Here is a 16,842-nt window from a genome sequence, read left to right as displayed (position 1 = left end):
CGGTCGAAAACGGACTCGGCAAAGGCAAGCCTCCTGTTGTGAGCGGGCAGCAAACCGACGGTTTAACTTGAATGAACGTTCAAGTTAAACATGAATAGGCAGCTAAGGACTAATCGCTGGGCTCGACGGCACGTTTCCTACGCGAGCCCGTGGGAGGGTAGACGCTGCTTGGTGTGTATTCGTTCAGTGGCTCAACCGTATGCCCTGGCAAACGCAAACCCTGTGGGAGCGGGCTTGCTCGCGAAGGCGGGCTTCCAATCTGCATTGATGTTGAATGTGACGGCCCCTTCGCGAGCAAGCCCGCTCCCACAGGATTTCTAGGGCTCAACAAATCGGAGTCCCTCTCCGGTTTAAGCCCCGATAAACGATTGCCGGTTGCCCATGAATATCCGCGTGCCTATAGTCCAGGCATCTCCTGCAATCAGTACGGCCCCATGATCAATCAACAGTTGGCGCGTTTTAATCGTCTCGACCTGCTCGGCCACCCGACCCCCCTGGAAAAGCTCGACCGCCTCTCCACCTGGCTCGGGCGCGACATCTATATCAAGCGCGACGACCTGACGCCCCTGGCGCTGGGCGGCAACAAACTGCGCAAACTCGAATACCTGGCTGCCGACGCCCTGGCCCAGGGCGCCGACACCCTCATCACCGCCGGCGCGATCCAGTCCAATCATGTACGCCAGACCGCTGCCCTGGCGGCAAAGCTGGGCCTGGGTTGCGTGGCTTTGCTGGAAAACCCCATCGGCACCGAGGACAGCAATTACCTGGGTAACGGCAACCGGCTGCTGCTGGAACTGTTCGACGCCAAGGTCGAACTGGTCGAAAACCTGGACAACGCCGACGACCAACTGCAAGCCCTCGCCGGTCGCCTGCGCAGCAACGGGAAAAAGCCCTACCTGGTGCCGATTGGCGGTTCGAACGCCTTGGGCGCGCTGGGCTATGTACGTGCCGGCCTGGAATTGGCCGAGCAGATCAAGGACACCGGTCTCGATTTCGCCGCTGTGGTGCTGGCCTCGGGCAGTGCCGGCACCCACAGCGGCCTGGCGCTGGCCCTGAGTGAAACGCTGCCGGAGCTTCCCGTCATCGGCGTTACGGTTTCGCGCAGCGAGGAAGACCAGTTTCCGAAGGTCCAGGGCTTGGCCGAACGTACCGCGCAACTGTTGGATGTTGCCCTTCCAGCCGCCTTCAAGGTGAACCTGTGGGACGAATATTTCGCCCCCCGGTATGGCGAACCGAACGCCGGGACACTGGCGGCGGTCAAGCTGCTGGCGAGCCAGGAAGGCCTGCTGCTGGATCCGGTCTACACCGGCAAGGCCATGGCCGGCCTGCTCGACGGCATTGGCCGCGACCGCTTCGACGAAGGCCCGATCATCTTCCTGCACACCGGTGGCGCGCCGGCGTTGTTCGCCTATGACGCGGCGCTCCAGGCTTAGTTAAGTGCTTTTGTGGGAGCGGGCTTGCTCGCGAAGGCGTCGGCACATTCAGCATCACAGGGACTGACAAATAGCTTTCGCGAGCAATCTCGCTCCCACAGAATCAACATTCCATATTGGAATATGTGACTTATTTAATATTATTTTCCAATCTATAAAGGCCTCCCTATAGTCTCGCCACCGGCGCATTTGCCGCGAGACGCCCGGGTTGCTTTAAGGCAGGATGTGGCAATCTTTTCGGATCGCGGCTTCGCCTTTTCTCATCCAAAATAACGTCTTCATAAGAAAACACAGGGGCTTGTCATGAATTTCTCCGCATTACGTCGCAACCTGTTGGTGGGTTCGCTGGGCCTGGCTTTGAGCGCCGGCCTGTTGGGGCAGGCAGTTGCCGGTGAGCAGCTGCAAAAAATCAAGGACGCAGGCGTGATCAACGTCGGCCTGGAAGGCACTTACCCACCGTTCAGCTTCGTCGACGCCGACGGCAAGCTGGCCGGTTTCGAAGTGGAGTTTTCCGAAGCCCTGGCCAAAGAGCTGGGCGTGAAGGTCAAGCTGCAGCCGACCAAATGGGACGGCATTCTCGCGGCGCTGGAGTCCAAGCGTCTCGACGCGGTGGTCAACCAGGTGACCATCTCCGAAGAGCGCAAGAAAAAATATGACTTCTCCACGCCGTATACCGTTTCCGGGATCCAGGCACTGACCCTGACCAAGAATAAAGACACCATCAAGACCGCCGCTGACCTGGCTGGCAAGAAAGTCGGCGTAGGCCTGGGCACCAACTACGAACAATGGGTAAAAGCCAACGTACCCGGCGCTGACGTGCGTACCTACGAAGATGATCCGACCAAGTTCCAGGACCTGCGCGTTGGCCGTATCGACGCCATTCTGATCGACCGCCTCGCCGCGCTCGAATATGCCAAAAAAGCCAAGGACACTTCCGCCGCAGGCGAAGCGTTCTCCCGCCAGGAAGCCGGCATTGCCCTGCGCAAAGGCGAGCCTGAACTGCTGGACGCGGTGAACAAGGCCATCGACAAACTTCGCGCCGACGGCACGCTGAAAAAGCTATCGGAAAAATACTTCAGCGCTGACGTCACCCAATAATGGAAGAGGCTTTCCAACTCGCACTGGACTCCGCGCCCTTCCTGCTCAAGGGCGCGTACTACACGGTCATCCTCAGCCTGGGCGGCATGTTCTTCGGCTTGCTGCTGGGGTTCGGCCTGGCGCTGATGCGCCTGTCGCGCTTCAAACTGGTGAGCTGGATCGCCCGCATCTACGTGTCGTTCTTTCGCGGCACGCCGTTGCTGGTGCAGTTGTTCGTGATCTACTACGGGTTGCCGCAACTAGGTGTCGAACTGGATCCGCTGCCGGCGGCCCTGATCGGTTTCTCGCTGAACATGGCCGCCTATGCGTGTGAAATCCTGCGGGCCGCCATCAGTTCCATCGAGCGCGGCCAGTGGGAAGCGGCGGCGAGCATCGGCATGACCCGCGCCCAGACCCTGCGTCGGGCCATCCTGCCACAAGCCGCCCGCACCGCCCTGCCACCGCTGGGCAACAGCTTCATTTCCCTGGTCAAGGACACCGCGTTGGCGGCGACCATCCAGGTACCGGAGCTGTTCCGCCAGGCGCAGTTGATCACCGCGCGAACCTTCGAAATCTTCACCATGTACCTTGCCGCCGCGCTGATCTATTGGATTCTGGCAAGCGTGCTCTCACACCTGCAGAACGTCCTGGAAGCCCGGGTCAATCGGCATGACCAGGAGTCCTGACCCATGATTGTCGTGGAAAAACTGACAAAGCAGTTCAAGGGTCAGGTAGTGCTCAACGGCATCGACCTGAAGATCGAAGAAGGCGAAGTGGTCGCGATCATCGGTCCCAGTGGCTCGGGCAAGACCACCTTCCTGCGCTGCCTGAACTTCCTCGAAGAACCCAGCAGCGGCCGGATCAAGGTCGGCGACATCGAGATCGATGGCAGCCGCCCATTGAACCAGCAGCAGAACCTGGTGCGGCGTTTGCGCCAGCAGGTGGGTTTTGTGTTCCAGAACTTCAATCTGTTCCCCCATCGCACCGCGCTGGAGAACGTGATCGAAGGTCCGCTGGTGGTGAAAAAGACGCCGCGCGCCGAAGCCGAAGCCCTGGGCCGCAAGCTGTTGACCAAGGTCGGCCTGTCGGGCAAGGAGGACGCCTACCCGCGACGCCTCTCCGGCGGCCAGCAACAGCGTGTGGCGATTGCCCGGGCGTTGGCGATGGAGCCGGCGGTGATCCTGTTCGACGAGCCGACCTCGGCCCTGGACCCGGAACTGGTGGGCGAAGTACTGGCAACCATTCGCGGCCTGGCCGAAGAAAAACGCACCATGGTCATCGTCACCCACGAAATGGGCTTCGCCCGGGACGTGGCAAACCGCGTGGTGTTTTTCGACAAAGGCGTGATCGTCGAACAAGGTGAAGCCAAGGCTTTGTTTGCAGCCCCTAAGGAAGAACGCACTCGGCAGTTTCTCAGCAAGTTCCTCTCAGCCGGACACAGCACCCAGTAAGTTATTCGTAGTGTCGTCACTTCCAGGGATGGGAGTGAGGCAACTACGACAAGGCCAACACTGCACCGTCAACTTACCCATAACGAAACAACCTGCACGGCACCTGACATCCTCGACATACTCTATGTGCGGTATATGCATACCTCTCGTAACACTTCACTTCGGGCTATGCTCTAACCCGCTCTGGCCAGCGGGTGCCCCTCACGTTTTTTTTCGCGAACAGATAAGCCTAGGAAAAGGGCGTTTGGCCCCGAGTATTACTAACATCCATGCGTAGGATGTTTCTGAAGCCTTACCCAATTAATTATTAACCAAGTGCCTCTATTGACACTGCAACTAGCGACCCCTTATCTAGAGAGCAACGGGCGAAGCACATCATTTTAATTCTGCGCAACGGCGCAAATAAAATATGCCGCTATTACTAACCGCCGTGATACACCCGAAACGGACTTCGTTTTCAAGCATCAAGGAGAACACCATGACATGTACGTCAACCATCCCTGAACTGGCCGCGCCCTCCCTGGCCAATGCCCACCGCACCGGCATCAACATCACCAGCGCAGCCCACCTGGAGGTCGCTATCGCGCCCTACCCTGGCATGGACGCGGGCGATCTGATCGAACTGTTCTGGGACAACTGCTACGTTGGCTCCCGCCTGCTGTCGGAGTCAGATACACAAGAGATCGTGACGTTGCGGGTGCCGGAGAGTTTCATCGTCAACGGGACGTCGCGCATCCATTATCGCGTGATGCAGGTCGGGCGCGGGCCGGCGCTATCAGCCACGCAGCAGGTGCAGGTCAAGCTCGATTGCCCCGGCGGCCAGCCGCCCGCTCTGAGTGGCGAGGAAAACCAGGGGCTGGCACCGGTGCGTATTCCTGCGGCCATTCGGCGCCAGGGCGTGAACCCGAACCAGATCAAGCGCGGCGTACCGCTGACGATCGAACCCTACCTGAACATGACTGCCGACGATGCGATCACCCTGCGCTGGGGCGACGTGCGCATGGACCTGCCCCGGATCAAACCTGGCGAAGTAGGCCAGCCGATCAACATCTGGGTGCCGCCAGAGATCATTCTCGAAGCGGGGGAAGACCTGCGCCTGGAGGTGACCTACTGCATCCTCGACCGCGTGGGCAACAACTCCCTGTGGGCACCACCGCTGACGCTGAAGATCGGTTGTGCCAACCCCTACCTGAAAAACCCGCCCAAAGAAGCCCTCATGGCGGCCGAGCCGCGACGCAAAAAAACCTGATACGGAAAACGCTTTTGCGAGGACCGCTTTTTGTGGCGAGGGAGCTTGCCCCCTCGCCCCAGTGCGCGTATAGCCCCAATTTAAATCCAACCTATACATATTCCTAAAAGTTAGTTCATAAATAATTTACACGCGTTTAGGGTATATACACCGGACCACCGGACATTCTTGATTTTCGTTCGCCGCATTCATCGCGGCGTTTTCTTGAGATGTGAGGTGGGTATGGTACGGAACACAATCGTCCCGGAGCAGGACGTCAAGGCACTGCCTGCAGCCACGGAGTGGCGGTGATGTCTGATCTGGCGCAAGCAAAGGTCCAGAGCGACCTGGACGTCGCACCCCTGTTGCTACCCGCGCAGGTGCTGCGCAACGATACCGAGGCCATCAAGGCCGCCCATGACCTGGCACAGGTCGCCCGTCAACAGGCGGCGCGGCGCGATCAACAGCGCAAGCTGCCTTGGTCAGAGATTGAGCAATTTACCCGCAGCGGACTGGGCAGCATCGCCATCCCCCGCCAATACGGCGGCCCCCAGGTTTCGTTCGTCACTATCGCCGACGTGTTCGCGATCATTTCCGCCGCCGACCCGGCCCTGGGGCAAATTCCGCAGAACCAGTTCGGCGTGCTCCAGCTGATTCTTGGCACGGGCACCGAACGGCAGAAAAAAATCCTTTTCCAGAGCGTGCTCGAAGGCTGGCGCATCGGCAATGCCGGGCCGGAACGCGGCGTTCGAAATACCCTTGAACTCAAGGCGCGGATCAGCGCTGACGGTGACGGTTTTGTCGTCAGCGGTCAGAAGTTCTATTCCACCGGCGCGCTGTTTGCCCACTGGGTGGCCGTCAAGGCGCTGAATGACCAAGGCCGGCAAGTGTTGGCATTCGTTCGGCGCGGCACGCCGGGCCTGCGGATCGTTGACGATTGGTCGGGTTTCGGCCAGCGCACCACGGCCAGCGGCACCGTGCTGCTGAACAACGTCCGGGTCGACGCCGAACTGGTGCTGGACAACTGGCGCATCAACGAAACGCCGAACGTGCAGGGCGCGATTTCACAACTGATCCAGGCCGCCATTGATGCGGGTATTGCCCGTGGCGCCATCGACGATGCGATCACCTTCGTTCGCGAACGGGCCCGGCCCTGGATCGATGCCAAGGTCGAGCGGGCCAGCGACGACCTCTATGTGATCGCCGACATCGGCAAGCTGAAAATAGAACTGCATGCCGCCGAGGCGCTGCTGCGCAAAGCAGGGCAGGTATTGGATCAGGTCAGTGCCGCGCCCATCACCGCGCAATCCGCCGCCCGCGCCTCGATTGCCGTGGCCGAGGCCAAGGTGCTCACCACCGAGATCGCCCTGCAAGCCAGTGAAAAGCTGTTCGAGCTGGCCGGCAGCCGCGCCACCCTCGCCGAATTCAATCTCGATCGCCACTGGCGCAACGCACGGGTCCACACCCTGCACGACCCGGTGCGCTGGAAATATCACGCGGTAGGCGCCTACCACCTGAACGGCACCTTGCCGGCCCGGCATTCCTGGATCTGACGACCCGACCTCTGGAGCAGCACATGACGTTTTCCCAACATGTCGCGGTGATCACCAGCGATGAACAAGCCCTGATCGTGGCCAGCGACCTGGCCGAAGATTTCAAGCGCGATAGCGCCCTGCGCGACCGCGAACGCCGCCTGCCGCACCCGGAGCTGGAGGCTTTTTCCCGTTCCGGCCTGTGGGGCATCAGCGTACCCAAGGCCTGCGGCGGCGCGGGCGTTTCCAACATCACCCTGGCCAAGGTCATTGCGCTGATTGCTCAGGCCGACGGCTCTCTGGGGCAAATTCCGCAAAATCACTTCTACGCCCTGGAAGTGCTGCGGGTAAACGGCACTGAAGCGCAAAAACAACGCCTGTACACCGAAGTGCTCGCCGGCCAGCGTTTTGGTAACGCCCTGGCCGAGCTTGGCACCAAGACCGCCCATGACCGCATCACCCAACTGCGCCGCGACGGCGAGGGTTATCGCATCAACGGCCGCAAGTTCTACGCCACCGGCGCGATCTACGCCCAGCGCATTCCCACGTCGGTGGTGGATGAAAACGGTGTACAGCAACTGGCGTTCGTCCCTCGCCACAGTAAGGGCCTGACAGTGATCGACGACTGGAGCGGTTTCGGCCAGCGCACCACCGGCAGCGGTTCGGTGGTGTTCGAAGATGTCTATGTCGACGCCGAAGACATCGTGCCCTTCCAGAGCGCCTTCGAGCGACCGACGCCGGTGGGGCCACTGGCGCAGATTCTCCACGCCGCGATCGACACCGGCATCGCTCGCGCCGCCTATGAAGACGCCCTGCACTTTGTTCGTAGCAAAACCCGGCCATGGATCGACGCCACCAGCGATGTCGCCACCGAAGACCCGCACACCCTCAAGAGTTTCGGCCAGTTGAGCATCCGCCTGCACGCCGCCGAAGCCCTGCTGGAGCGTGCCGGTGAGTTCCTTGACCGGGCCCAGGCCGACACCGATGCCGACACGGTCGCCGCTGCCTCGATTGCCGTGGCCGAAGCCCGCGCCATCAGCACCGAAATTTCCCTGGCCGCCGGCAGCACGCTGTTCGAATTGGCCGGCAGCCAGGCGACCCTGGCCGAACATGGCCTGGATCGCCACTGGCGCAACGCCCGGGTGCACACCCTGCACGACCCGGTGCGCTGGAAGTACCACGCCGTCGGCAACTTCTACCTCAACGACGAAAAGCCGCCGCTGCGGGGGACCATTTGATGGCCCAGGGCAAGAAAAAAATCCTGCTCAACGCGTTCAACATGAACTGCATCGGGCACATCAATCACGGCTTGTGGACCCATCCCCAGGACACCTCGACCCAGTACAACACCATTGAATACTGGACCGGGCTGGCGCAGCTGCTTGAGCGCGGACTGTTCGACGGGCTGTTCATCGCCGATATCGTCGGGGTCTACGACGTGTACCAGCAGTCGGTGGACGTCACACTGAAGGAGTCGATCCAACTGCCGGTCAACGACCCGTTGCTGCTGGTCTCGGCCATGGCCGCCGTGACGAAAAACCTCGGCTTCGGCCTCACCGCCAACCTGACCTACGAACCGCCGTACCTGTTCGCCCGACGCATGAGCACCCTCGACCACCTGAGTCGCGGCCGGGTCGGCTGGAACATCGTCACCGGCTACCTGGACAGCGCCGCCAAAGCCATGGGCCTGACCGCGCAAGTCGAACATGACCGCCGCTATGACCAGGCCGACGAGTACCTGCAAGTGCTCTACAAACTCTGGGAAGGCAGCTGGGAAAACGACGCGGTGCTCAACGACCGCCAGCGGCGGATTTATGCCCAGCCGCAGAAGGTGCACAAGGTCCGGCACCAGGGCGAGTTCTATCAGGTCGAGGGCTATCACCTGTGTGAACCGTCGCCCCAACGCACGCCAGTGTTGTTCCAGGCCGGCAGTTCGGAGCGTGGCTTGCTGTTTGCCGGACGGCATGCCGAGTGCGTATTCATCAGCGGTCAGAACAAACCGGCGACCAAGGTCCAGGTGGACAAGGTTCGCGCCAGCGCCGTCGAGGCCGGGCGCAACCCCGAGGACATCAAGGTGTTCATGGGCCTGAACGTGATCGTCGGCGAGACCGAAGCGGCCGCCTGGGCCAAGCATGCCGAGTACCTGGGCTACGCCAGTGCCGAGGCCGGGGTGGCACATTTTTCCGCGTCGACGGGCATCGATTTTTCCCAGTACGAACTGGACGAGCCGATCCAATACGTGAAGAGCAACGCCATCCAGTCAGCCACCAAAACCCTGCAGAACAACGATTGGACCCGGCGCAAATTATTGGAGCAACACGCCCTCGGTGGTCGCTACATCACCGTGGTGGGTTCGCCCGAGCAGGTGGCCGATGAGCTGGAGTCGTGGATCGCCGAAACCGGCCTGGATGGCTTCAACCTGACCCGCATCGTCACGCCACAAAGCTATGTGGACTTCATCGAGCTGGTGATTCCCGAGTTACAGCGACGCGGTTCGTACAAGACCGAATACGACAACGGCAGTCTGCGTGAAAAGCTGTTTCAGGCAGGGGCCCATCTACCTGGACAACACACCGGCTCAACCTACCGACACTGCTCCCTCGCCACAAAGGCATGCGATTCACTTAATCAATGACTGGAATGACCGACATGACCAAGCAACTCCTGACCCTGCCAGTCAAAGCACTGGCCCTGACCCTCGGTCTATTCAGCTCGGCGCTGTTCGCCGCCGATGCACCGTTGAAAATCGGCACCACCGCCGCGTTCGCCATTCCCCTGGAGGCCGCCGTGGAAGAAGCCGGCAAGCAAGGCCTGAAAGTCGAGCTGGTGGAGTTCAGTGACTGGATCGCCCCGAACGTCAGCCTCGCCTCCGGGGATATCGACGTGAATTATTTCCAGCACATCCCTTTCCTGGAAAACGCCAAGGCCGCCGCCGGGTTCGACCTGGTGCCCTTTGCGCCGGGAATCATCAACAACGTCGGCCTCTATTCGAAGAAATACAAAAGCTTCGACGAACTGCCCGAGGGCGCGAGCGTGGCCATTGCCAACGATCCGATCAACAGCGGTCGCGGCCTGCAACTGCTGGCCAAGGCTGGGCTGATCACGCTCAAACCAGGCGTGGGCTACAAGGCCACTGAAGACGACATTGTTGCCAACCCGAAGAAGCTCAAGATCCTCCAGGTCGAAGCCGTGCAACTGGTGCGGGCCTATGAAGATGCCGATCTGGTGCAGGGCTACCCAGCCTACATCCGCCTGGCCAAGACCTTCGATGCCACGTCGGCCTTGCTGTTCGACGGCCTGGATCACAAGGAATACGTGATTCAGTTCGTGATCCAGCCCAAGAGCAAGAACGACCCGCGGCTGGCCAAGTTCGTCGACATCTACCAGCACTCGCCAGCGGTGCGCGCAGCCCTGGACAAGGCCCACGGCAAGCTCTACCAGGCCGGTTGGGAAGGCTGATGATGAACGCCCTCAACGCTCGACTCCGACACGAAGCCCCCACGCCCCGGAGCGCCGAACAGACCGAACTGCACCCGGAGCTGAATCGCGCCCATGTGCGCTTCATCGGCCTGGGCAAGACCTACAACGGCCGCCAAGGGCCGGTGGCCGCACTGCACGGCATCGACCTGGCGATCCAACGCGGCGAGGTGTTCGGCATCATCGGCCGCAGCGGCGCCGGCAAATCGTCGCTGATCCGCACCATCAACCGTCTGGAACAACCCAGCAGCGGGCGGGTGCTGATCGATCAGGTGGACATCGGCGAGTTCGATGAAGACCGCCTGGTGGCTCTGCGCCGGCGCGTCGGCATGATCTTCCAGCACTTCAACCTGATGTCGGCCAAGACCGTTTGGCAGAACGTCGAGCTGCCGCTGAAAGTCGCTGGCGTGCCCAAAGACCAGCGCCAGCGCAAAGTCCGCGAGCTGCTGGAATTGGTGGGTTTGCAAGGCAAGCACAAGGCCTACCCGGCGCAGCTCTCCGGCGGGCAAAAGCAGCGGGTCGGCATCGCCCGGGCGCTGGTGCATGACCCGCAGATCCTGCTGTGCGACGAGGCCACCTCGGCCCTGGACCCGGAGACCACCCAATCGATCCTCGGCCTGCTGCGCGAGATCAACCAGCGCTTGGGCCTGACCATCGTGTTGATCACCCACGAGATGGCGGTGATCCGCGAAGTCTGCGACCGGGTGGTGGTGCTCGAACAAGGGAGAATCGTCGAGCAGGGCCCTGTTTGGGAAGTGTTCGGCAACCCGCAACATGAGGTCAGCCGGACGCTGTTGGCGCCGTTGCAACACGCCGTGCCGGACGAGCTGCAAAGCCGCTTGCAAGCGCAGCCGGCCTCGACGGATGCAGCGACCGTGCTGCGTGTGCAATTCACCGGGGTTGGCCATGATGAGCCGGACCTCGCCGCGTTGTTCAGCGCCCTCGGTGGTCGAGTACGGCTGCTGCACGGCGGCATCGAACGGATTCAGGGCCACGGGCTGGGGCAATTGCTGCTCGCAGTAAGTGGCTCGTCATGGGACGCCGAGGAACTGCGTCAACGTGCCGGCAATTGGGCGCAACGGGTGGAGGTGCTGGGTTATGTGGTTTGATCGGTTATTGCAGGGCTTCATCGACACATTCCTGATGGTCGGCGTGTCGTCGCTGATCGCGTTGCTGGCAGGCATCCCGCTGGCGGTGGTCCTGGTCACCAGCGGCAAGGGCGGGATCTATCAAGCGCCAGTCTTGAATCGCGCCTTGGGTGCGTTCGTGAACCTGTTTCGCTCGATACCCTTTCTGATTCTGATGGTGGCGCTGATTCCGTTCACCCGGCTGATCGTCGGCACCACTTACGGCGTCTGGGCTGCGGTAGTGCCACTGACCATCGCCGCCACACCATTCTTCGCCCGCATTGCCGAAGTCAGCCTGCGGGAGGTCGACCATGGCCTGATCGAAGCCGCCCAAGCCATGGGCTGCCGGCGCTGGCACATCGTCTGGCATGTGCTGCTGCCCGAAGCCCTGCCCGGGATCGTCGGCGGTTTTACCATCACGCTGGTAACCATGATCAACTCCTCGGCCATGGCCGGAGCGATTGGCGCTGGCGGCCTGGGTGACATCGCCTACCGTTATGGCTACCAACGTTTCGACAGCCAGATCATGCTCACGGTGATCGTGTTGCTGGTGGCGTTGGTGGCGGTGATTCAATTGGGCGGAGATCGGTTGGCGCGGGGGCTGAACAAACGCTGACGCGGGGCTTTTCATGTGGGAGCGAGTTTGCTCGCGATTGGCTGCGAAGCCGTCAGTGTCCTTGCGGTATAGTCGGCTGACGCTCCCAACCCAGTCATGACTCATGAAACATACCGCCGAAGACCTGCAAGCCATCACCGCTACAACCCTGGGCAATTACAACGCGGTCGCCGAGAGCTTTCGCGAAGGCACCCGTGACCACGACGTCAGCCAGAACATCGACGCGTTGCTGCAGCATATCCAGGCCAAGGCACCGTTGCACATCCTGGACTTCGGCTGTGGCCCCGGGCGAGACCTGCGAACGTTCACCGACATGGGCCATGTCGCGGTCGGCCTCGACGGCTCAGCGGAGTTTGCCCGGATGGCGCGCCAGGACAGCGGCTGTGAAGTGTGGCAACAGGACTTCTTGAAACTCGACCTGCCGGCCGAACGTTTCGACGGGATCTTCGCCAACGCCGTGCTGTTCCACATTCCGCTCCAGGAATTGCCTCGAGTGCTCAAACAATTGCATGCCACGCTCAAGCCCGGTGGCGTGCTGTTCAGCTCCAACCCTCGCGGCGAGAACCAGGAAGGCTGGAATGGCCAGCGCTTTGGCGCCTATCACGACCTGGCGGCGTGGCGCACGCTGCTCACTGACGCAGGGTTTGTGGAACTGGAGCATTACTATCGGCCAGCGGGGCTGCCGCGGGAGCAGCAGCCTTGGTTGGCGAGTGTCTGGCGTAAAACTTGAGGACAGGTCCGTTTGGATCGAGCGAATGGTGAACCCTGTGGCGAGGGAGCTTGCTCCCTCGCCACAATGAACCGTGCTTGAGTCCTGTTTTTCAGTTGCCTGTCACGCCCTGCTTACCCAACCACTTCTGCGACAACTGCTCCAGCCGCCCATCATCCTTGATACGCGCCAGGGCATTGTCCAGGCTGGCCTTGAACGCCGGGTTGCCCTTCTGGAACGGAATCACCAGGTTCGGCGCCGGCTCGTTCTTTTCTTCCGGCTGGAACGACTGCGCCATGACCAGCGGACGTGGTGCCTCGTCTTTGCTCGCCAACAATTGCGCATCCGGATGGCTGTATACGGCGCTGGTGTCGAAACGTTCAGCCAGTTCCGGGGTCATTGCTATGTGGTTGATCGCGACGTCGTACTTACCGCTTTCCACACCCGTGAGCAGATCCCCGGCATCGGTGACCACGAAATCGGCCTGTACATCGAGCTCACCGGCCAGCATCTGGCCCAGTTCCACTTCAAAGCCAGTGAGCTTGCCGTCTTCCTTGAAGTTGAAAGGAGCGGTATTGGCCTCGAGGGCAATGCGCAGTTCGCCACGGTCATTGATGTCGTCAATCAATTCGGCATGGGCCAGAGGGCTCAAAAGGGGTAGCAGGCAGATCAGGCCAGGCAGAAAACGCATGGTCACTCCTTTGTAATTTATACAAGCGACGCTCGTTTCAGGTTCGCTTTGCTATGGTTGTTGCAGGCTTCGACAACGAATGGTCATGAAGTTGTCATGGCCACGCAGATTTCATGGAAAAACTGGAGAAAAAAATGAAAAGCTTTATGTCACGTGCCGCGTTGGCCGGTCTGTTATTGGGCGCTTCGATGCTGGCAAGCGCCGCGACGCCGGCGCCCAAAGGCGCTGAAGTGTTCATCGTTTCCCCGGCAGACGGCGCCACCGTTACCCAGGAATTCAAGGTCAAGTTCGGCGTCAAGAACATTGCCCTGGCTCCGGCGGGCGATGTGACCAAGAACACTGGCCATCACCATTTGCTGATCGATGTCGACAAACTACCTGCCGCAGGCGCGCCGATTCCGACCGATGCCAACCACATGCACTTTGGCAAGGCACAAACCGAGGCCACCATCAAACTGGCCCCGGGCAAGCACACCTTGCAATTGATCCTGGGCGACAGCGGCCACATGCCATTCGACCCATCGATCGTGTCCGAGAAAATCACAGTCAACGTGAAATAACGCAATACTGGCTGACACAGGTTATGTGTTCGACAGAAAAAAACGGGAGCCCCCTGCGAGGCTCCCGTTTTTTATTGCATGCCAGGCCTGTTTAGAACAACACGCGGCAACGAATCGTGCCATTGATGTGCTGCAGTTTCTCTTGCGCCAGGTCCGAGTATTCGGCGTCGACGTCGATCACGACGTAGCCGACTTTCTCGTTGGTCTGCAGGAACTGACCGGAAATGTTGATGCCGTTTTCGGCGAAGACCTTGTTGATCTCGCTCATCACACCCGGGATGTTCTCGTGGATGTGCAACAGGCGGTGCTTGCCAGGGTGCGCCGGCAGGGCCACTTCCGGGAAGTTCACCGACGATACCGAAGTACCGTTGTCGCTGTACTTGACCAGTTTTTCCGCCACTTCCAGACCGATGTTGGCCTGGGCTTCAGCGGTAGAACCGCCGATGTGCGGGGTCAGGATCACGTTGTCCAGGCCACGCAGCGGGCTTTCGAAGATATCGTCGTTGGAGCGAGGCTCCACCGGGAATACGTCGATAGCGGCGCCGATCAGGTGCTTGTCCTTGATCGCTTCGGCCAGGGCGTCGAGCTTGACCACGGTGCCGCGAGCGGCGTTGATCAGGATCCCGCCCTTCTTGATGGCGCGGATTTCCTTCTCGCCGATCATCCACTGGGTGGCAGCGGTTTCCGGCACGTGCAGGGTCACGATATCGGACATGCCCAGCAACTCGTGCAGGTTGTTGACCTGAGTGGCATTGCCCAGCGGCAGCTTGGTCACGGTATCGTAGAAGAACACCTGCATGCCCAGGCCTTCGGCCAGTACCGACAACTGGGTGCCAATCGAGCCGTAGCCGACGATACCCAGCTTCTTGCCGCGGATTTCGAAGGAGTTGGCCGCACTCTTGATCCAACCGCCACGGTGGCAGGAAGCGTTTTTCTCAGGGATGCCGCGCAACAGCAGGATCGCTTCGGCCAGCACCAGTTCGGCAACGGAACGAGTGTTGGAGTACGGCGCGTTGAACACCGCGATACCGCGCTCGCGCGCCGCGTTGAGGTCAACCTGGTTGGTGCCGATGCAGAAGCAGCCGACCGCGACCAGTTTCTTGGCGTGGTCGAAGATCTCTTCGGTCAATTGCGTACGGGAGCGAATGCCGATGAAGTGAGCATCAGCGATCTTTTCCTTGAGCTGGGCTTCCGGCAGAGAACTGGTGATGTACTCGATGCTGGTGTAGCCCGCCGACTTGAGGACGTCGACAGCCGATTGGTGGACGCCTTCGAGAAGAAGGAACTTGATCTTGCTCTTATCGAGAGAAGTCTTGCTCATCTGCGTAAACCTGTGTCCCGGAGAAAAATGGCAGGGAATCGGACAGCGCATGCTGGCCCGACCGGCGTGACAGCCGTCGCCGCAGAACAGCCGTTGGGCACTACGCTGCGGGGTCGGTATGCTAGCATATGCACCCCGCTAAACACTCATTCCTGCGACGTGAAGCGTTCTCAGGATGACCATGAATTGTTCGAGAGTTCTGTCGATGACCAATCCTGCCCTGATAGATGAGCTGAAGACCCTGGTTGAGCCTGGCAAGGTCCTGACCGATGCCGACTCCCTGAACGCTTACGGTAAGGATTGGACCAAGCACTTCGCCCCGGCGCCGAGCGCCATTGTCTTCCCCAAGACCACCGAGCAGGTCCAGGCCATCGTGCGCTGGGCCAATGAACACAAAGTCGCGCTGGTGCCCTCGGGCGGGCGCACCGGGCTTTCCGCCGCCGCCGTAGCGGCCAACGGCGAAGTGGTCGTGTCATTCGACTACATGAACCAGATTCTCGACGTGAACCTCACCGACCGCACCGCCGTCTGCCAGCCAGGCGTGGTCACCGAACAATTGCAGAACAAGGCTGAAGAACACGGCCTGTACTATCCGGTGGACTTCGCCTCGGCCGGCTCCAGCCAAATTGGTGGCAATATCGGCACCAATGCCGGCGGGATCAAGGTCATTCGCTACGGCATGACCCGCAACTGGGTCGCTGGCATGAAAGTCGTCACCGGCAAGGGTGACCTGCTGGAGCTGAACAAGGACCTGATCAAGAACGCCACCGGCTACGACTTGCGGCAGTTGTTCATCGGCGCCGAGGGCACCCTCGGTTTCGTGGTCGAGGCCACCATGCGCCTGGATCGCACCCCGAAAAACCTCACGGCGATGGTGCTCGGCACCTCGGACTTCGACTCGATCATGCCGGTACTGCACGCCTTCCAGGGCAAGCTCGACCTGACCGCCTTCGAATTCTTCTCCGACAAGGCGTTGGCCAAGGTCCTGGACCGTGGCGACGTGCCAGCACCGTTCGAAACCGAGTGCCCGTTCTACGCCCTGCTGGAATTCGAAGCCACCACCGAAGAAGTCGCCAACCACGCCCTGGAAACCTTCGAACACTGCGTGGAACAAGGCTGGGTGCTGGACGGCGTGATGAGCCAGAGCGAAACCCAACTGCAAAACCTGTGGAAGCTGCGCGAGTACATCTCGGAAACCATTTCCCACTGGACGCCGTACAAGAACGACATCTCGGTCACCGTTTCGAAGGTCCCGGCGTTTTTGCAGGAAATCGATGCGATCGTTGGCGAACACTATCCGGATTTCGAAATCGTCTGGTTCGGCCACATCGGCGACGGCAACCTGCACTTGAACATCCTCAAGCCGGAAAACCTGAGCAAGGATGAATTCTTCGCCAAGTGCGCAACCGTAAACAAATGGGTCTTTGAAACCGTCGAGAAGTACAACGGCTCGATCTCCGCGGAACACGGCGTCGGCATGACCAAGCGGGACTACCTGACCTATAGTCGTTCGCCAGTGGAAATCGAATACATGAAAGCGGTGAAGGCCGTATTCGACCCGAACGGCATCATGAACCCCGGCAAGATTTTCGCGGTTTAAAAAACACCTGATGAATCCCA

16 protein-coding genes are annotated in these 16,842 nt (G+C 60.5%); 14 read left to right on the top strand and 2 right to left on the bottom strand.

Annotated features, from left to right (window positions below; all coding sequences use genetic code 11):
- Positions 1 to 434: 434 nt before the first annotated feature.
- From ACWNZ1_RS17445 to ACWNZ1_RS17390, 12 genes are all read left to right on the top strand, one after another.
- The gene (locus ACWNZ1_RS17445) at positions 435 to 1,433 is read left to right on the top strand and encodes a D-cysteine desulfhydrase (RefSeq protein ID WP_456027770.1); all 999 of its coding nucleotides are present in this window, start codon (positions 435 to 437) and stop codon (positions 1,431 to 1,433) included.
- 303 nt (positions 1,434 to 1,736) lie between these two features.
- Positions 1,737 to 2,531: a cystine ABC transporter substrate-binding protein gene (gene tcyJ / locus ACWNZ1_RS17440; RefSeq protein ID WP_135843165.1), complete on the top strand. Its 795-nt coding sequence runs from the start codon at positions 1,737 to 1,739 to the stop codon at positions 2,529 to 2,531.
- Positions 2,531 to 3,196 (top strand): cystine ABC transporter permease, encoded by a 666-nt coding sequence (gene tcyL, locus ACWNZ1_RS17435; protein WP_135843164.1) that lies wholly within the window; start codon positions 2,531 to 2,533, stop codon positions 3,194 to 3,196. Before tcyJ ends, tcyL begins: the two co-directional genes overlap by 1 nt.
- 3 nt (positions 3,197 to 3,199) lie before the next feature.
- Entirely contained in the window at positions 3,200 to 3,961 is a 762-nt protein-coding gene (gene tcyN, locus ACWNZ1_RS17430) for an L-cystine ABC transporter ATP-binding protein TcyN (protein WP_135843163.1), read from the top strand.
- 478 nt (positions 3,962 to 4,439) lie between these two features.
- Positions 4,440 to 5,210: a hypothetical protein gene (locus ACWNZ1_RS17425; protein WP_135843162.1), complete on the top strand. Its 771-nt coding sequence runs from the start codon at positions 4,440 to 4,442 to the stop codon at positions 5,208 to 5,210.
- A gap of 290 nt (positions 5,211 to 5,500) precedes the next feature.
- Positions 5,501 to 6,742, top strand: coding sequence for an SfnB family sulfur acquisition oxidoreductase (locus tag ACWNZ1_RS17420; RefSeq protein WP_256454052.1), 1,242 nt, complete (start codon positions 5,501 to 5,503; stop codon positions 6,740 to 6,742).
- 23 nt (positions 6,743 to 6,765) lie between these two features.
- Positions 6,766 to 7,959, top strand: coding sequence for an SfnB family sulfur acquisition oxidoreductase (locus ACWNZ1_RS17415; RefSeq protein WP_135843160.1), 1,194 nt, complete (start codon positions 6,766 to 6,768; stop codon positions 7,957 to 7,959).
- Positions 7,959 to 9,356 (top strand): LLM class flavin-dependent oxidoreductase, encoded by a 1,398-nt coding sequence (locus tag ACWNZ1_RS17410; RefSeq protein WP_256454051.1) that lies wholly within the window; start codon positions 7,959 to 7,961, stop codon positions 9,354 to 9,356. The genes ACWNZ1_RS17415 and ACWNZ1_RS17410 overlap by 1 nt, the downstream gene beginning before the upstream one ends.
- Before the next feature lie 14 nt (positions 9,357 to 9,370).
- Positions 9,371 to 10,180, top strand: coding sequence for a MetQ/NlpA family ABC transporter substrate-binding protein (locus ACWNZ1_RS17405; RefSeq protein WP_135843158.1), 810 nt, complete (start codon positions 9,371 to 9,373; stop codon positions 10,178 to 10,180).
- A gap of 2 nt (positions 10,181 to 10,182) precedes the next feature.
- Positions 10,183 to 11,307 (top strand): methionine ABC transporter ATP-binding protein, encoded by a 1,125-nt coding sequence (locus ACWNZ1_RS17400; protein WP_280944951.1) that lies wholly within the window; start codon positions 10,183 to 10,185, stop codon positions 11,305 to 11,307.
- Entirely contained in the window at positions 11,297 to 11,941 is a 645-nt protein-coding gene (locus ACWNZ1_RS17395) for a methionine ABC transporter permease (protein ID WP_135843157.1), read from the top strand. The genes ACWNZ1_RS17400 and ACWNZ1_RS17395 overlap by 11 nt, the downstream gene beginning before the upstream one ends.
- Positions 11,942 to 12,044: 103 nt before the next feature.
- Positions 12,045 to 12,671: a class I SAM-dependent methyltransferase gene (locus ACWNZ1_RS17390; RefSeq protein ID WP_135843156.1), complete on the top strand. Its 627-nt coding sequence runs from the start codon at positions 12,045 to 12,047 to the stop codon at positions 12,669 to 12,671.
- A gap of 91 nt (positions 12,672 to 12,762) precedes the next feature.
- Here the strand turns inward: ACWNZ1_RS17390 and ACWNZ1_RS17385 are convergent, their stop codons facing one another.
- Complete coding sequence (locus ACWNZ1_RS17385; protein ID WP_135843155.1) at positions 12,763 to 13,341, bottom strand: transporter substrate-binding domain-containing protein; 579 nt, start codon at positions 13,339 to 13,341, stop codon at positions 12,763 to 12,765.
- A gap of 134 nt (positions 13,342 to 13,475) precedes the next feature.
- Between ACWNZ1_RS17385 and ACWNZ1_RS17380 the strand changes: the two genes are divergently transcribed.
- Positions 13,476 to 13,901 carry a DUF4399 domain-containing protein gene (locus ACWNZ1_RS17380; protein WP_135843154.1) on the top strand — a complete coding sequence of 142 codons (426 nt, stop codon included), beginning with the start codon at positions 13,476 to 13,478 and terminating at the stop codon, positions 13,899 to 13,901.
- 91 nt (positions 13,902 to 13,992) lie between these two features.
- Here ACWNZ1_RS17380 and serA read toward each other — a convergent pair whose 3' ends face one another.
- Positions 13,993 to 15,222, bottom strand: a complete 1,230-nt coding sequence (gene serA / locus ACWNZ1_RS17375; protein WP_030140520.1) for a phosphoglycerate dehydrogenase — start codon at positions 15,220 to 15,222, stop codon at positions 13,993 to 13,995.
- A 205-nt stretch (positions 15,223 to 15,427) separates the two neighbouring features.
- On the opposite strand from serA, the gene ACWNZ1_RS17370 reads away from it, so the two are divergent.
- Positions 15,428 to 16,822, top strand: a complete 1,395-nt coding sequence (locus tag ACWNZ1_RS17370; RefSeq protein WP_135843153.1) for an FAD-binding oxidoreductase — start codon at positions 15,428 to 15,430, stop codon at positions 16,820 to 16,822.
- Positions 16,823 to 16,842: the final 20 nt, after the last annotated feature.

The organism is Pseudomonas sp. CFBP 5748 (assembly GCF_053850495.1).
Note: the sequence above shows the minus strand (reverse complement) of the source record. Positions and strands in the feature narration are given on the sequence as shown.

Excerpts from the sequence above, each read along its gene's own strand:
- ACWNZ1_RS17395 (WP_135843157.1), top strand. The coding sequence starts at position 11,297 with ATGTGGTTTGATCGGTTATTGCAGGGCTTCATCGACACATTCCTGATG.
- ACWNZ1_RS17420 (WP_256454052.1), top strand. The coding sequence starts at position 5,501 with ATGTCTGATCTGGCGCAAGCAAAGGTCCAGAGCGACCTGGACGTCGCA.
- serA (WP_030140520.1), bottom strand. The coding sequence starts at position 15,222 with ATGAGCAAGACTTCTCTCGATAAGAGCAAGATCAAGTTCCTTCTTCTC.
- ACWNZ1_RS17415 (WP_135843160.1), top strand. The coding sequence starts at position 6,766 with ATGACGTTTTCCCAACATGTCGCGGTGATCACCAGCGATGAACAAGCC.
- tcyJ (WP_135843165.1), top strand. The coding sequence starts at position 1,737 with ATGAATTTCTCCGCATTACGTCGCAACCTGTTGGTGGGTTCGCTGGGC.
- ACWNZ1_RS17385 (WP_135843155.1), bottom strand. The coding sequence starts at position 13,341 with ATGCGTTTTCTGCCTGGCCTGATCTGCCTGCTACCCCTTTTGAGCCCT.
- ACWNZ1_RS17400 (WP_280944951.1), top strand. The coding sequence starts at position 10,183 with ATGAACGCCCTCAACGCTCGACTCCGACACGAAGCCCCCACGCCCCGG.
- ACWNZ1_RS17370 (WP_135843153.1), top strand. The coding sequence starts at position 15,428 with ATGACCAATCCTGCCCTGATAGATGAGCTGAAGACCCTGGTTGAGCCT.
- ACWNZ1_RS17390 (WP_135843156.1), top strand. The coding sequence starts at position 12,045 with ATGAAACATACCGCCGAAGACCTGCAAGCCATCACCGCTACAACCCTG.
- ACWNZ1_RS17425 (WP_135843162.1), top strand. The coding sequence starts at position 4,440 with ATGACATGTACGTCAACCATCCCTGAACTGGCCGCGCCCTCCCTGGCC.
- tcyN (WP_135843163.1), top strand. The coding sequence starts at position 3,200 with ATGATTGTCGTGGAAAAACTGACAAAGCAGTTCAAGGGTCAGGTAGTG.
- ACWNZ1_RS17410 (WP_256454051.1), top strand. The coding sequence starts at position 7,959 with ATGGCCCAGGGCAAGAAAAAAATCCTGCTCAACGCGTTCAACATGAAC.
- ACWNZ1_RS17405 (WP_135843158.1), top strand. The coding sequence starts at position 9,371 with ATGACCAAGCAACTCCTGACCCTGCCAGTCAAAGCACTGGCCCTGACC.
- ACWNZ1_RS17380 (WP_135843154.1), top strand. The coding sequence starts at position 13,476 with ATGAAAAGCTTTATGTCACGTGCCGCGTTGGCCGGTCTGTTATTGGGC.
- ACWNZ1_RS17445 (WP_456027770.1), top strand. The coding sequence starts at position 435 with ATGATCAATCAACAGTTGGCGCGTTTTAATCGTCTCGACCTGCTCGGC.
- tcyL (WP_135843164.1), top strand. The coding sequence starts at position 2,531 with ATGGAAGAGGCTTTCCAACTCGCACTGGACTCCGCGCCCTTCCTGCTC.